The organism is Algibacter pacificus, assembly GCF_008033385.1.
Taxonomy (GTDB): domain Bacteria; phylum Bacteroidota; class Bacteroidia; order Flavobacteriales; family Flavobacteriaceae; genus Algibacter; species Algibacter pacificus.
On record NZ_VOGY01000006.1, the window covers coordinates 270384 to 286661 of the forward strand.

Below are 16278 nucleotides of genomic sequence, written 5' to 3' on the forward strand. Positions count from 1 at the left end.
CAAAATAATTTATATATTTGTCTATATGTATATACATAATGATTTGCATTGTTATTAAATACGAGGTCATATGTGCTACAGATAAAAATATTTAACATTTAATTTCTATTAAAAAAATGAAAAATTTCAAGTTTAGTGTCTTGTTTTTTGTATTAATGCTATGGAGTAGTCAATCTCTTTATGCGAGGTCTTTAAGTATTGCTTCAAAAGCAAAAGTTACCGCTTCCTCGTCTTTAAACAAAAAGAACAATAGCTCAAAAATTAATGATGGAATTATCGCAGTGAAACACCAAGGAAACTGGTTGGCGAAATCCAAAAATGCCTGGGTTGAACTTAACTGGGATACATCTCAATTAATAAATAAAGTAGTAATTTTTAATCATCCAGAACCAAACTCTAGAATTTTAAAAGGTAAATTGGTTTTTAGTGATGGTAGCTCAATAGAAGTTGTTTTACCTCAAGACGGCAGTGCCAAGGCAATAGAGTTTGAAGAAAAAAACACCAAAACCGTACGCTTTATAGTAGAACAATCGAATGGTAATAAAATGGGGCTTTCAGAAATTGAAGTATATGCATCCCCTAATCAGTACACCACTCCTGTAGAATGGGTAGATCCTTATATAGAAACTAATAGAGGACGTTTCTTCTTATTTGCAACAGGTTCGCGCCCTTATGGCGTGGTTAGTGCGGCACCAATGACTATCAATTGGAACAATAGTGGAGGTGGTTACGCCCATAGTTCAGATAGTATTTTAGGGTTTCCGCAAATTCATGCATGGACACTCTCTGGTTTAAATCTAATGCCAACCTTGACTAGCGTAAACCCAACAAAAGGGGAAGATGCCTGGAAGTCTTCTTTTAAGCATGATGATGAAATTGTGCAACCTGGATACCACCGTGTGTTCCTTCCAGATAGTAAAGTATGGGTAGAACAAACCTCTACCGATCGTGTTAGTTTTTACCGTTTTAAATGGACGGAAGATGTTGAGTCGCAATTATTGCTTTCTCTTGGAGGCTTATTAGGTAATAGCACAATGACCAATGCAGATGTTACTAAAATTAATAATAAAGAATTTGAAGGGTCTATAAGTTCTGTTGACAGAGCCTATAATGTGGGGCCAAAAGACGTTAAAATATATTTTGTTGTTCAAGTTGATGAAAAATGGCAATCTCTTGATGGTTGGAATGAAGACAAAAACTTTACAGATATTTCATCTTTAAAAGGCGATAATGGAGGTGTATCCATGAAATACAAATCTAAAGCAGGAGATGAGGTGCAGTTAAAAATAGCCATTTCATATACCAGCATTGAGAATGCACGAAATAATTTAAAAACAGAATGTACCACTTGGAATTTTGATACGGTTGCGCAAGATAGTAGAAACCAATGGAACGATTGGATGAGCAATATAAAGGTTGAAGGTGGTACCGTGGCACAGCGTATTAAATTCTATACAGATCTTTGGCATGTATTGCTTGGGCGTCACCGAATAAATGATGTAAACGGTGATTACCCAGATCGTACTACCGGTAAAAAAGAGAATACCGGAAACTTAACTGATGGTTTTATTACCGATGCTAATTTTTTAGTAAAAAACCCAGGTTTAGATGCCAATGGGAAGGTAAAACATAACATGTATAACTCCGATGCTTTTTGGTTAACCCAATGGAATTTAAATGTGCTTTGGGGATTGGCATGGCCAGAAATACAAGACGATATGGCATCATCGATGGTTGCTTATTCTAATAATGGCGGTCTATTACCACGAGGTCCTTCGGGAGGAGGATATTCATTTATCATGACGGGGTGCCCTTCTACAAACCTTATAGTTAGTGCATACATGAAAGATATACTTACTAAAACCAACCCTGAAAATGCTTTTGAGCAAATTAAGCAAAACCATATGCCAGGTGGTATGATGGGGGGTGGAGAGTTCTTTAAACACGACCTAGAATTTTATGCAGAAAACGGTTGGTGGCCTAATAATGCAGGGATTAATATTGAAGCGGCATTTCAAGATTGGGGAGCAGCTCAAATGGCTTATAAGTTAGGTAAAACTGATGATTATGACTACTTTATTAAAAGATCGGACTCTTGGAAAAAATGTTTTAATGAAGAACATAAATTATTGTTCCCAGTAGATCATAAAGGAAACTTCACGCATAATGATCCATTAAGAGGATGGGGATACGTTGAAGCCAATGCGTGGCAAGCAACTTGGGGAGTCTCTCACGATATTCCTGGATTAGCTCAATTAATGGGCGGAGATGATGTGTTAACCGACAAATTGGGCTTTGCCTTTGATAAAGGAAAAGATAGCGATTTTGTTTACAGTTACAGTAAAGGTTATGTGAGTTATGCCAACCAACCAGGCTGTTCTAATGCACATGTATTTAGTTATGCCAATGCGCCGTGGCTTACTCAATACTGGGTAAGACAAGTAAATGAAAAAGCTTATGGAGGTATCACACCCGATTTAGGTTGGGGTGGTCATGATGAAGACCAAGGACAAATGGGAGGTGTTAGCTCGTTAATGTCTATAGGTTTATTTAATATTATTGGTACAGAGTCTCAAAAACCTTTTTATGAAATTACAGCTCCTGTCTTTGATAAAGTAACCATAAAACTTGATAATCAGTATTATAAAGGAAAAGAGTTTGTTATTAAAACATACAATAATTCTGCTGAAAATTGCTATATACAAAAAGCAAAATTAAACGGAAAAGAGCTAAATAACTTTTGGTTTTACCATGATGATTTTGCTGCTGGAGGAGAACTAGAAATATGGTTAGGAGATAAACCTAATAAAAAATGGGGCTTGCAAACACCTCCACCAGTGAATACAATTAAATAACAATACAATATAGCTTTAATAGTAAACAAAGCTTACTTAAAATATTAAAAATGAATAGAGAAACTAGTCAAAAATTGCTGCCTGTTGTTAGCAATAAACCAAATAAAAGCACCTATAATCTTAACCCTATACATAAGCTGGTAGAAGGACAAATAGCTGTTGGTTATAACAGTTTAGCGAGTAGGTTAAAATCCGAAAAAACAATTATTATAGATGGCTATGTAGGTGTAGATTGGATTGAAATAGTAAACAATTTAACAGCGATTTTAAAAAGCAATGGATTTACAGTAAGTACCTATAATATACAGGAATGTTTAAAACCTGAAAATGAGTTAAATAATATAGTTGCACCATATTTAAATGGTGACGACCCTGTTTTTGGTAAAAAAACAGATTTAAAACTTCTGGATTATTTTGAGAAAGAAAAGTTGGCTAATGTAAAACTAGAAAACAATGCAGATATACAAATAGTTTATGGAACCGGTGCAGCATTATCTAGTATTAAAGGTTGTTTAGTGTACGTAGATTTGCCCAAAAACGAATTACAGTACAGAATGCGGGCAAACGCCATAACAAATCTTGGGTTTTCAAAGTTGAAACCGCACAAACAAATGTACAAGCACTTTTATTTTGTAGATTGGGTGGTTCTAAATGAAGAAAAAAAGAAATTACTTCCAAAATTTGATATAATTATAGACCAACAACGTCCAGAGGAACCGACTTGGACAGAAGGTGAGGCTTTAAGGAAAAGTTTAACCAATATATCTCAAAACTTTTTTAGAGTAAGACCTTGGTTTGAACCAGGTGTTTGGGGAGGTAATTGGATAAAAGAACATATTGAGGGGTTAAACCCTAATGTACCTAATTACGCATGGTCTTTTGAAATGATTGTGCCTGAAAACGGATTAATATTTGGAGATCAAAATGGGTGGTTAGAAGTATCTTTTGATATGTTAATGTTTCTAGAACATAAAAATGTATTAGGTAATGCCGCCAATCGTTTTAAATATGATTTCCCAATTCGTTATGATTTTTTAGATACTTATGATGGTGGTAATCTTTCTGTACAATGTCATCCAAAACCAGAGTATATAAAAACTGAATTTGGAGAAAATTTTACCCAAGATGAAACCTACTATATTTTAGATGCAGAAAACGATGCCGAAGTATATCTTGGTTTTCAAGAAGATATTAATCCAGAAGAATTTAAAACTGCTCTAGATAATAGTTACCAAACTAAAGCAGAGTTAGATGTTGAAAAATATGTGCAAAAAATGCCAGCAAAAAAGCACGATTTGTTTTTAATACCTCATGGTACTGTACATTGCTCTGGAATTAATAATATGGTGCTAGAAATAAGCGCAACCCCTTATATATATACTTTTAAAATGTATGATTGGCAACGTTTAGATTTAGAAGGAAATCCAAGACCTTTAAATATAGAAAGAGCTTTTAAAAACTTAAACTTTAACCGTAAAGGAACGGTGGTGCAAGATACATTAATATCTAAACCTACGGTTGAAGCGCAAGGAGAAGGTTGGGAAAAAATACACTTGCCAACTCACCCTGATCATTTTTATGATGTATACAGGTATGAGTTTGATGATGAGGTGGAAATTGAAACTAAAAATCAATGCCATATCCTAATGCTTGTAGAGGGTACAGCAGTAGAATTAAGTGTGGCTAGCCAGCAACAAACATTTTATTATGCAGAAACTTTTGCTGTACCTGCAGCAACCCAAAAGTATAGATTAAAAAATAAAGGAAATAGTAAGGCAAAAGTAGTCGTTACTTTTGTAAAAGAAGACGCATGTTAAAATTTAAACATTTAAATAGCCTTGAAATTTACATTTCAATAGCTACACTGGTATGGTTTACCTCTTTACAGGGGCAAGAATCAACAGTTTGGGAAATAGGTAAAGCTGATAATAATAGCTCAGAATTTGCTTTGGCAAATTCTGAGTATACTAAGTTTTTAGAACATGATTTTGGTTGGGAAGATCGCTTTTATTTAATAGGTTCTTCTAATGAAAAAAAAGATTTCCCTTTTGTGTTGCCAGGTGCAATGGATTATTGGGGCGGTACTTCGGTATTAGCGGGCATACGTCCGCATGAAATAAATATTCTATTCGGGATTAATGAAAAACCTAAAAACAGCTCGTGGAGATTGGTTGTTGATATTTTGGATTGTAATCCTGAGAAACCTCCATTATTTAAAGTAAGTGTTAATGGTAAATCATGGAAGTTTAAGTTAGAGAACGGGCAGAACGCCGAAGCCTTAAAAGGAGAAAATAGCGGTACAAAAGAACAAATATTGAGTATTCCTATTTCTGAAGAGTTTATAAAAAATGGAGGAAATAGAATACAATTAACAACTTTAGAAGGCAGTTGGTTAGTTTTTGATCAGGTTCGATTAGAAGGCCCAGAAAATATAGAGTTGATAAAACCAGAAAAGGTTTTTTTAAGGGATGTTTCAACGGCAGATTACGAACTAAAGGTAAATGGAAAAGAAATTCAGCCATTGTTGTTGGATGTTCAGCACCTTTCAAAAAGTCCATTGCTTCAAGTAAGGGTAGATAATAAAATTATATTCGAAGAAACTGTAGAGCACGGTAGAAATATTTATGAAGCACCCATGCCAGCAGTAAATACAATAAAAACCAGTAGTTATACTGTCTTATTAGATGGTAAAATTATTGAAGAAGGAAACATGAAAAGAGGGCCGCAAAAATTAAATGCTCTTTCGGACTATGTGGATACAAAAATAGGAACGGGGCATTCTAGATGGATGATTGCTCCTGGACCATGGATGCCCTTCGGAATGGTTAAAATAAGTCCAGATAATCAAAAAAGTGGCTGGCAAGCAGGATACCAACCTTCATTTGAAAGTGTGGGTACTTTTAGTCATATACACGAATGGACCATGGCTGGTTTAGGAACTTTTCCAACAAATGGGCCCTTAATTACAGAGATAGGGAATCCAGGAGAACCAGATTCTGGTTACCGTTCTCGCGTAGATAAAAAGTCGGAGCAGGCTCCTTTAGGCTATTATTCTGTTTTGCTTAGTGATTATAATATTAAGGCAGAACTAACGGCTACTACACGTGCTAGTTTTCAGCGTTATACCTACCCTAAAGATAAATCAAACTCTAGGATTCTAGTAGATCTTCAAATACCTTCAGAATATACATATCAAATTGAAGAAGCGTATTTTAAAAAAATAAACGATTATAAAATAGTTGGCTATAGTAAGCAAATATCGCCTTCGGTTTGGGGAGAAGGTCATTATAGAAAGCACTATATAGAAGGGGGAGACGAGCCCAAAGAATGGGATGATATAGCACAAGAGTACACCGTGCATTTTGTAATGGAATTTGATAGACCAATTAAGGGTTTTGGCATTTGGGTAGATGGAAATAAAGAAGAAAACAAGGGGGTAACTATTACAAATACCGAAGAGTTAAAAGTTGAAAATCCTGAGGGCATTGGAGCTTATATTGAATTTAATACCGAGGAAAACCAAGTGGTACAATCAAGAACCGCTATATCTTATGTCAGTATTGAAAATGCCGCTCTTAATTTAGAACAGGAAATAGCAAAGCCCTTTGGATGGAGTTTTGAAAAAGTACGTGCAAATCAAGAAAATATTTGGAACGATTTGTTTGAGAGAGTCTTGATTACAGAAAATGACCGGTTAGAAAAAACAAGGTTTTATTCAAACATGTATCGTGCTTTAGTAAGTAGAAATATATTTAGTGATATTGATGGTAGCTGGGTAGATGCTGAAGAGCAGGTTCAAAAAATTAAAGACACAAACGGTGTCGCTTTAGGCTGTGATGCATTTTGGAATACCTTTTGGAATTTAAATCAATTTTGGAATCTAGTCACACCAGATTGGTCATCCAAATGGGTGAATTCTCAATTAGGAATGTATGATGCTAATGGCTGGTTAGCTAAAGGTCCAGCAGGAATGGAATATATACCGGTTATGGTTGCAGAACATGAAATTCCTCTTATAGTAAGTGCTTACCACATGGGAGTTGGTGATATAGATGGGGAAAAAGCTTTTGAAGCTGTTTATAAAATGCAGACAACCTTGGGGCAAAAAGTTGGTAATGGTTATGCGGGGAATAGAGATTTAGAGCCTTATTTAAAATACCATTATGTACCATATAATAAAGGGCGTTTTTCAAATACACTAGAGTATTCTTTTGATGATTTTTCGGTAGCACAACTAGCAAAATCATTAGGAAAAGATAAAGAATATGACGAATTTATTCAAAGGGGGTATTGGTGGAAAAATGCAATAAATCCAGACGGAGGTTTTGCTCATTTAAGACATTCTGATGGTTCTTGGTTTCCCGATTTTGACCCCATTAAAACGGCAGGTAATTTTCAATTTGTTGAAGGAAATGCGTGGCAGTTAACCTTTTTTGTTCCGCAAGATGTTCCTGCACTAGCGGCCATTGTTGGTGAGGGCGAATTTGCAAAACGTTTGGATGATGGGTTTAATATAAGCAGTCCTTGGCGGTACAATGCACCTAATGAGTTGTATTGGGATTTTCCAGTCACACAAGGAAATCAACAATCTATGCATTTTTCATTCCTGTTTAATTGGGTTAAAAAACCTTGGTTAACGCAAAAATGGAGCAGAGATATTATGGATAGGTATTACGGTTTCGGAGTGTCTAACGCTTATTTAGGCGATGAGGATCAAGGACAAATGAGTGCATGGTTTCTAATGGCATCTTTAGGGCTTTTTCAAACCGATGGAGGAGTTCGAGTAGATCCTATTTATGAAATAGGAAGCCCAATTTTTGAAAAGGTAGAGATCGATTTGGGAAGACGCTATGGAAGAGGAAAATCTTTTATAATTGAAGCAAAAAACGCATCGTATAACAACAAATATGTACAAAGTGCAACCCTCAATGGTAAAAAGTTAAATAACTTTTGGTTTTCTAGTAAAGCACTCTTAGGTGGAGGGAAGTTAGAGTTAGAAATGGGCCCAGAACCTAATAAAAAATGGGGCGTAGCAAACATGCCTAAGCCTGCAATTAAGCATAAAAAATAGGTAGAGTACAACCATATTGCTTAATTAATTATACCAGTGGTGTAGTGTTTTTGTTATATATTTGATATTATTAAAACAGGATAATTATGGAATTCAAACTAGACCAGTCTAGTCCTATACCTTTATATGCACAAATTGAAGCATATTTAAGAAGCTTAATGCAAGAGGAGGAGTATGCTAAGGGTGATAAACTTTTGCCTAAAGAGGTTGCTTTATCGAAAAAATTGGGAGTATCACGGAATACCATACGCCAAGCGATTAACCAATTGGTAAATGAAGGGTTGGTAGAGCGTAAAAAAGGAGTGGGGACAAAGGTGGTTACTAAAAAAATATCTACTCGACTTGATAATTGGATAAGTTTTACCAACGAAATGCGTAGTAAGGGAATAGAAGTTGTAGATTACTATATGGCTATTGAATTGACTAGAGCAACTGCTGAGGTTTACCAAGCCTTAGGAGTTGCAGAAGGTAAAGATATATGGAAACTAGAGAAGATTAGAGGATCAAAAAAAGGTAAGTTTCTGTATTCTGTTTCGTATTTTCATCCTAGAGTAGGGATTACAGGCCGTGAGAATTTTAAAAAGCCACTTTATGAATTATTGGAGACCGAACACGATATTATTGTTTCAACATCTAAAGAAAGGTTAAAAGCGATAACAGCAAGTCGTAAAATTTCTGAAGCATTAGGAATATGCGACAATCATGCCGTATTAGAACGGGAGCGTTTGGTCTTGGATGTTGGAGATAGACCCGTTGAGTTTAATAAAGTATATTACCATACCGATTATTTTACCTATGATATCGATATTAAACGTGATCTTTAAAAATGGGTTATAAGTGTTTTATTTTAAAGGCTGATTATATATAGTTTAAAAATATCTAATGTCGGTTTTAATGCCCTTTTGTCTGACGCTTAGGGGCGATAGAATCTAAAAAAATAACCCAATATTTTTTCGTGTTACGCTTTTAGGTATGCAGTAAACAGCGTGCTTTTCGCTTTTTATGGCATACTATAAGTTTATGATAATACCGCCCTTTTTAAAGTTGCTATTTTGATATTTCTGATAAAATTAAAAATGTATTGGTGTCACCAAATTGCATTAATTTATCTAATAATTTCTGTAAGCATAATTGATTTTTTACAACCACTTTTAAGTGAATATTTTGATTTCCGGTAATACGATGAGCATCAGTTATTTCGGGGAATTCAATAACTTTATCAATTACATATTTTAGTTTTCCAGGAAAAACTTTTAATAAAATAAAAGCTTCTAAATCATAGCCTATTAACTTATTGTTTATTTGTATATTATATTTTTTAATAACGCCTTCTTCTTCTAATTTTTGAACACGTTCTCTTACCGAAGATGGAGATAGATTTATTTTTCTTCCAAGATCTGCAAATGATAAGCGAGAATTCTCCTTTAAAATATTTAATAATTTTTCATCTGTATTATCTACCATTGAATCGTTATTTTTTTGTTGTTTTTATGTTATTTAAACGGTAAATATATTAAAAATAACAATTAATCGATTTTATAACGTTTGTAAATGGTTGTAATTTTGAGTTTTTATCAATAGAATTGAATTAATTGTAGATATTCAATATGTAAAAAGGTAAAATCATACGAATTACAAGCTAAATACAAATATATGATTGAGAATTTAATAACAAAAACATTGGATGAGAAGTTTAAAGCACTTGAAGCGGAAAATGCTCCAGGGCAGGAGGTAAGGCAAGACTTAAGTCAGCTCGAGCATATAATGAAGGGGGGCAAACTTACAGGAGTACCTGTTGATTTTTCTCACGGAGATGTCGATGCGTTTCCACCAACTCCAAATTCTGATAGTTATTGGCAAGAGGGGTTTAAGAAAGGAGGTGCGCAAGCTTATACAGAGTATCGGGGGGCTTTAAACATTAGAAAAACTTTAGCTAAGCGTTTAGGAGATTTTACAAAGAAGCCTGTTTTGGCAGATAGTGAATTAATTTTAACACCAGGTACTCAAGGCGCATTGTTTTTGGCTTTAGGGGCAACCGTAGCCACAGGAACTAAAGTGGCGGTTGTAGAACCAGATTACTTTGCTAATAGAAAACTAGTTAAATTTTTTGGAGGTCAAGTTGTGCCTATTACGTTACGTTATTTAGAGTCTAATTCTAATAATGGTCTCGATCTTAATGCGCTTGAAACGGCGTTTAAACAAGGTACCACAGTTTTAGTTTTCTCAACACCTAATAATCCTACAGGACTGGTGTATTCACAAAAAATGATAACAGATATTGCTGTTTTAGCAAATACTTATAATGTAACCGTAATTGTAGATCAATTATATTCTAGAATGCTTTATAGTGGTGAAGTTTATACGCATTTGCGTTCCTGCCAAGTACAGCCAGAAAACCTTATTACAATAATGGGGCCTTCAAAAACCGAATCTTTAAGTGGATATCGCTTGGGGGCAGCTTTTGGAACACCTAGTATAATAGATAGAATGGAACGTTTACAAGCTATTGTGTCCTTAAGGGCGGCAGGTTATAATCAAGCCGTTTTTGAGACTTGGTTTAACGAACCCGACGGATGGTTGGAAAATAGAATTAATCAGCATGAAGCTATACGCGACGAGTTGCTTGAAATTTTTAGAAATGCAAACCTTCAAACAGCAACTCCTCAAGCGGGAAGTTACTTATTTCCTAAATTACCAGCATTAAGTGTCGATTTAAACACGTTTGTTAGATTATTAAGATATCAAGCATATATAACGGTGACACCGGCATCAGAATTTGCACCTCATTTAAAAGATAGTATTAGGCTTAATTTTTCGCAAGATCATGATGCCGCAATAGCGGCCGCAAAACGAATTGTAAAAATGGTTGAAATATATGCCTTATGAAAACAGTAAACAAAAATCCAATACCACAAGGCAAGTACATTCCAGCTGTAAGACACGCTGATGTTATTTATACATCGGGCATGACACCTAGAAAAGATGGCAAATTAATTTATTCTGGACAAATAAAAGCTACACTACCTGTTGAAACCTATAAAGAAGCTGTTGAAATCGCTACATTAAATGCTATTACGGCAGCTATTAATTGTTTAGAGGCTGACGAAAAAATTTCTAAGGTATTGCAAATGAGTGTTTTTTTAAACTCGGAAACAGAGTTTACAGCACATTCTAAAGTAGCCGATTTTGCATCAGAAGTTGTTATAAATAATTTAGGAATTCAATGTGTTGGAAGTCGAGCAGCCATAGGGGTATCATCTTTACCATCTAATGCACCTGTAGAAATAACATTAGTTTGTTGTGTTAATTAAAAAATGGGTATTTCTCTATAACTACAGCTTTTTGGTAGACTTAAATTTAATTTTAAAAGAAAATTAATAAATCGTTAATAAAACCATTGAATCCTTTTTGTTAAAGTTTAAAAAAGTCGTTTCAATGAAAAAAAGTTCATTTATCCTAAAAATCAACTTTTGAATTATTGTTATTAAAATTACCTTTATGGTGTTAAATTTTTTCAATAATAACAATTGTTTTGAATTAAAAATACTATATATTAATAAGTGTTGAATTATTGATAATTTTTAGTTTTTATTCAAATCATCAAAAAAAAACTATCATCTATGAAAACAAAACTTCATCATGTTTTAAAGAAAACATTATTAGTTACAAGTTTGTTTTTAACATTTTCTCAAAGTTATGGTCTTAAGTATGGCAAGAATGCCATAAATAAAGATATTCATTTTTTTGGAACGAAATGGAAAAAAACAAATTTAAAACTCCCTCAAAAAAGTGTAGCGGGTACCGTTACAGATCAAAGTAATGCTCCTTTAATAGGAGTAACGGTTATTATAAAAGGAACAAGCATAGGTACAACTACCGATTTTGATGGTAAATTTAGGTTAAACACAAAGGAAGGAGATGTATTGTTGTTTTCGTATTTAGGTTATGGAAATGTAGAATTAACCGTAGATGGTAGAACAAGTTATGATGTGAAGATGAGCCCTTCGGCTGAAGAACTAGATGGAGTAGAAATATTTTCTACAGGATATCAAAAGATTAGTGAAGAACGTGCAACCGGATCTTTTGCAAAAATTAATACTAAGGTTTTAGAGCGAAAAATAGATCAGAGTATTATTGGTAAAATTGCAGGGGAAGCTCCTGGTGTGCAGTTTGATCCGTTTATTCAAGAAAAAAATAATATCGGACTTGTAATTCGTGGTAGAAGTTCTATTAATGCTACTACAGAGCCCTTAGTTGTTGTTGATGGATTTGCTATACCAGGAGGTTTTGGTACTATAAATCCTAACGACGTGGAAACTATTACTATTTTAAAAGATGCGGCGGCAACATCTATTTGGGGAATTCGGGCTGCTAATGGTGTTATTGTAATTACCACTAAAAAAGGTGAAAATAACAGTAAATTGGCGGTAAATCTTTCTGTAAATTCCTCAGTAACTTTAAAACAGGATATTTTTGAAGCACCCTATGCCGATCCTAGCACACAAGTAGATTATCAAATAGGTTTGTTTAATTTCGAGCAGTATTCGCAACAAAGAAATCTATTTGATGGCAGCTTAAATGAATTTTCACTATATCAAACCAACGCCGTTAGAGAAACTTTGCTAAGGCTTCAAAGGGGAGATATTGATATTGCCACGGCCGACGGTAGAATAGAGGCTCTTAGAAATAATGATGGTAGAGAAGAATATTCTAGACTCTTTTTAAGACAAAAGTTGTGGAATCAATACAATTTAAGTGTGTCTAGTGGTAGCGAAAAATATAATTTTAATTCCTCACTGGTATACAATCAAAATAAAGGAGAAATTGTAAAAGATAAGTCAGATCAATTTATTTTAAACGTCGTAGGTAATTATAAGTTTACCGATAAATTACAAGCTCGATTTTCCAGTAATATATCGCAAACCAAAAGTGAATTTGGTATTAGTACAGGGCCTGTAGATTACTTAATAAACTATCCTGTGTTTGAGCGTATTGTGGATGACAATGGTAATTACCTACCTATGCGTGGTGGTGTAAATATTGAAAGTTCTCAACTAGCGCAAAGACAAGGTTATCCTTATCCTTGGACTTTTAATCTTAAGCAAGAGTCAGACAATATGGATAATACTTCAACAACAACAGATATTCGTATTCAAACAGGATTAAATTACGAAATTTTAAAAGGTTTAAAAATCGATTTAAGTTACCAATATTTATGGTCGTCGTATTTTGGTCGTAACTTACTAAACGAAAATAGATTCACAACCAGAAACTTAGTAAACTACTTTGCTCAAGTAGATGAAACTGGCCAAGTCATAGAAACTCCAGTTCCCGTAGGTTCTTTGTTAGATACCTCCACAAGAAGTACTACAGATAATACTTTTAGAGGGCAATTAAATTATTCAACTAGTTTTAAGGATGGACTTCATAATATTGATGCCATAGCTGGGTACGAGGTGCGTAAACAAATATCAGAGTTTAATAGAGATCGTAAATTTGGATACAATGACCAATCCCTAATTTTTACACAACCTAATTTTAACACCCTTTATTCTAGTCCCATTTTTGGCGGACAACGATTAATTAGTTCAAATTCGAGATTAACATATACCGAAAATAGGTTTTTATCGTACTACGTTAACGGTGCTTATAATTTTGATAAGCGTTATACCATTTCGGGGAGTATGAGGTTAGATGATACCAATCTATTTGGTGCATCCGAAGAATTTAGAAACATACCTTTATTTTCAGTAGGTTTAAAATGGAATATCACTAAAGAAAATTTCTTTAATTCTACATTTTTTAATAATCTTAATTTAAGAGCAACCTTTGGTTCTGGTGGAAATGTAGATAGAAATACATCGCCATTTTTAGTAGCCAGACAAGGTCGAGATCAGGGAAGTTTTTTAAACAACTACCTAACTATTTCAAACCCTCCTAACCCAACATTACGTCTAGAGAAAACAAAGACCCTTAATTTAGGATTAGATTTTTCTATGGCAAACAGTAGAATTTATGGAAGTGTAGAATTTTATAATAGAAACAGTGAAGATTTATTGGCAAGACGCAATATAAGTCCAACCTATGGTTTATCTTCTTCATTCTTAAATGTTGCCGAACTATACAACAGAGGTATAGATATAGATTTAGGTTTAAGAATTATAGATACCAAAGATTTTAAATTTGATACAAGAATACTTTACAGTCAAAATAAAAATGAAATAACTAGTATAGACGAAAGTAATCCTGGTGAAATATTCCTTTTTACACAATATGACGCTAACTCTTTTGTAGTTGGAGACCCGGTTGATAATTTTTATAGCTTTAGATATGCAGGTTTAGATGAACAAGGGAATCCATCTTTCTTTAATGAAGATAATGATATTATAGAAGTGGGTGGAGATATTGGTGCTATAGAGGCTTTAAAAAGTGAAGGTTCTAGATCGCCTACACGTACTGGCTCATTAACCAACACATTTACTTATAAAAATTTATCATTACGAGTGCTTACAGTGTATTCTGGTGGAAACAGATTTCGGTTTGAAAGAAATTACGACCCTAGATTTTTTCAAAACAATGTGTATAGCGATTATGTAAGTAGATGGCAACAACCAGGAGACGAGCTTCTTACAGATGTACCAAGACTTACATCACCAAATGAAACGCAAACACCTCTTTATTTGTATCTAAACGAATCGGATAGAAATACCGATGATGCTTCATACATTCGTTTATCTCAAGTTAATTTATCCTACCAGTTTCCTGAAACTCTAACTAAGAAATTATCTATGAATAGTTTTACGGTAAGCTTGCAAGCAGATAATCTTAAAGTTTGGAATTTTAATAAATGGGATGTCGATCCTGTAAGTCGAACCATACCCATTCCTCCAACCTTTACACTTAACTTAACGACAACATTTTAATATCCAGACTTATGAAAACTACAAAATATATCATTATTATATTAGTAACGTTCGTATTAACCGGGTGTACTAGAGACAATTTCTTGGATTTTCAACCCAAAGGACAAGTTATACCTTCTAAAATTGAAGAATTTAGAGCGCTATTAGATCAAGTAGAACCAGATCCAAACGTAAACTTTACACAGGGGTTTGGTACACATCACGATTTTACCATTATAGCAAGCGATAATTATTTACTAACAGAAGAGGTACGAGCTAGTTTTGGTATTAGCCCAGAAGAAATTAATCTGTATTTATTTAAGGAACAAATTTCTACCTCTAACGGAGACGATAATAACTGGATTAGATATTACAATCAAATTTACGTTGCCAATGTGGTTCTAGAAGGATTAAAAACGGTTGAAAATGGCACGCCAGAAGCTATAGCTGAAGTAAGAGCAGATGCATCATTACAACGCGCTTTTGCTTATTTTAATTTGGTAAACATTTATAGTGTGCATTACAATCCTGAAACCGCAGATACAGATTTAGGAGTGCCTATTAGAGATGGAATAGAATTGGAAGGTGCAGATTTTACAAGAGCCTCAGTTGCCGAAATATATAACCTTATTCTTAACGATATTAATAATAATATAGAGGCTCTGCCAGATTTACAACCAGCAAATTTAAGTTTTAGACCCTCTAAAGCTGGAGCTTATGCGTTTTTAGCTCGTGTTTTAATTTACCAAGCTAAATATGAAGAAGCGCTAGAAGCTGTAAACCAAGGTTTAGCATTAAAAAATACTTTAAGAGATATTAATAATGACCCAGCAGACCCAAGAGATGCCAATGTGTTAGCGTATCCTTTGGCTGTTCAAGACGAGCAATTAATTTGGTTTAAAGACTCTGGAGGTTTTTCGGTAGTTACTACACCAGAATTTTATGGTTTGTATGATGATAACGACCAAAGAAAAAAATGGTTCGCCGATGCCAGAACTTATTTCTTTGCAGAAATAGACAATCCTGTATTTGTTGCCCATAGAGCCAACAATAATACCAATGTGTCTTTAACAACTGCCGACCTTTATTTAATGCGCGCCGAATGTAATGCTAGATTAGGAAACATTGATGCTGCAAATAACGATTTAAATACTTTAAGAGTTAATCGTTTTGAAACTGGAACTTATTCATCTATTAACATAACAAATCAAGAGGACTTAATTGCTTTTGTAAAAGATGAAATTAGAAGAGAAAAAGCCATGAGTACCTTGAGGATTTTCGATATTAAACGTTATAACCGTTTTGATAATGCTAACATAACCGTTACTCATAGTCTAGACGGTGAAACAGCATCTTTAACACCAAATAGTCTCAATTGGGCCTTACCTATTGCAACCAATTACATTCTTGCTAATCCAGAAATAGAACAAAACCCAAGACAGTAGTCTCG

General features: G+C 34.1%; 9 protein-coding genes. 8 read left to right on the forward strand and 1 reads right to left on the reverse strand.

The annotated features are described in order from the left end of the window. Positions 1–116 precede the first annotated feature (116 nt). From FQU21_RS11220 to FQU21_RS11235, 4 genes are all read left to right on the forward strand, one after another. Positions 117–2855, forward strand: coding sequence for a GH92 family glycosyl hydrolase (locus FQU21_RS11220; RefSeq protein WP_147678099.1), 2739 nt, complete (start codon positions 117–119; stop codon positions 2853–2855). Between the two features lie 50 nt (positions 2856–2905). Beyond that, positions 2906–4672, forward strand: coding sequence for a class I mannose-6-phosphate isomerase (locus FQU21_RS11225; protein WP_147678100.1), 1767 nt, complete (start codon positions 2906–2908; stop codon positions 4670–4672). Continuing rightward, on the forward strand, positions 4666–7926 hold the full coding sequence (locus FQU21_RS11230; RefSeq protein WP_147678101.1) for a GH92 family glycosyl hydrolase: 3261 nt from the start codon (positions 4666–4668) through the stop codon (positions 7924–7926). Before FQU21_RS11225 ends, FQU21_RS11230 begins: the two co-directional genes overlap by 7 nt. A gap of 86 nt (positions 7927–8012) precedes the next feature. Further along, positions 8013–8750, forward strand: a complete 738-nt coding sequence (locus FQU21_RS11235; RefSeq protein ID WP_147678102.1) for a GntR family transcriptional regulator — start codon at positions 8013–8015, stop codon at positions 8748–8750. 223 nt (positions 8751–8973) lie between these two features. Here the strand turns inward: FQU21_RS11235 and FQU21_RS11240 are convergent, their stop codons facing one another. Next, entirely contained in the window at positions 8974–9390 is a 417-nt protein-coding gene (locus tag FQU21_RS11240) for an Lrp/AsnC family transcriptional regulator (protein ID WP_147678103.1), read from the reverse strand. Positions 9391–9579: 189 nt separating this feature from the next. Here FQU21_RS11240 and FQU21_RS11245 point away from each other — a divergent pair, with 189 nt between their 5' ends. The 4 genes from FQU21_RS11245 (at position 9580) to FQU21_RS11260 (ending at position 16273) form a co-directional block, all read left to right on the forward strand. Further along, positions 9580–10812, forward strand: coding sequence for a pyridoxal phosphate-dependent aminotransferase (locus tag FQU21_RS11245; RefSeq protein ID WP_147678104.1), 1233 nt, complete (start codon positions 9580–9582; stop codon positions 10810–10812). Then, positions 10809–11237, forward strand: a complete 429-nt coding sequence (locus FQU21_RS11250; protein ID WP_147678105.1) for a RidA family protein — start codon at positions 10809–10811, stop codon at positions 11235–11237. Before FQU21_RS11245 ends, FQU21_RS11250 begins: the two co-directional genes overlap by 4 nt. Positions 11238–11546: 309 nt before the next feature. Continuing rightward, positions 11547–14849: a SusC/RagA family TonB-linked outer membrane protein gene (locus FQU21_RS11255; RefSeq protein WP_147678106.1), complete on the forward strand. Its 3303-nt coding sequence runs from the start codon at positions 11547–11549 to the stop codon at positions 14847–14849. An 11-nt stretch (positions 14850–14860) separates the two neighbouring features. Then, a complete protein-coding gene (locus tag FQU21_RS11260) occupies positions 14861–16273 on the forward strand; it encodes a RagB/SusD family nutrient uptake outer membrane protein (protein WP_147678107.1) in 1413 nt (470 codons plus the stop codon). Positions 16274–16278: the final 5 nt, after the last annotated feature.

Coding starts and splice junctions, on each gene's coding strand:
- FQU21_RS11220 (WP_147678099.1), top strand. CDS start 117: ATGAAAAATTTCAAGTTTAGTGTCTTGTTTTTTGTATTAATGCTATGG.
- FQU21_RS11240 (WP_147678103.1), bottom strand. CDS start 9,390: ATGGTAGATAATACAGATGAAAAATTATTAAATATTTTAAAGGAGAAT.
- FQU21_RS11235 (WP_147678102.1), top strand. CDS start 8,013: ATGGAATTCAAACTAGACCAGTCTAGTCCTATACCTTTATATGCACAA.
- FQU21_RS11245 (WP_147678104.1), top strand. CDS start 9,580: ATGATTGAGAATTTAATAACAAAAACATTGGATGAGAAGTTTAAAGCA.
- FQU21_RS11250 (WP_147678105.1), top strand. CDS start 10,809: ATGAAAACAGTAAACAAAAATCCAATACCACAAGGCAAGTACATTCCA.
- FQU21_RS11230 (WP_147678101.1), top strand. CDS start 4,666: ATGTTAAAATTTAAACATTTAAATAGCCTTGAAATTTACATTTCAATA.
- FQU21_RS11260 (WP_147678107.1), top strand. CDS start 14,861: ATGAAAACTACAAAATATATCATTATTATATTAGTAACGTTCGTATTA.
- FQU21_RS11255 (WP_147678106.1), top strand. CDS start 11,547: ATGAAAACAAAACTTCATCATGTTTTAAAGAAAACATTATTAGTTACA.
- FQU21_RS11225 (WP_147678100.1), top strand. CDS start 2,906: ATGAATAGAGAAACTAGTCAAAAATTGCTGCCTGTTGTTAGCAATAAA.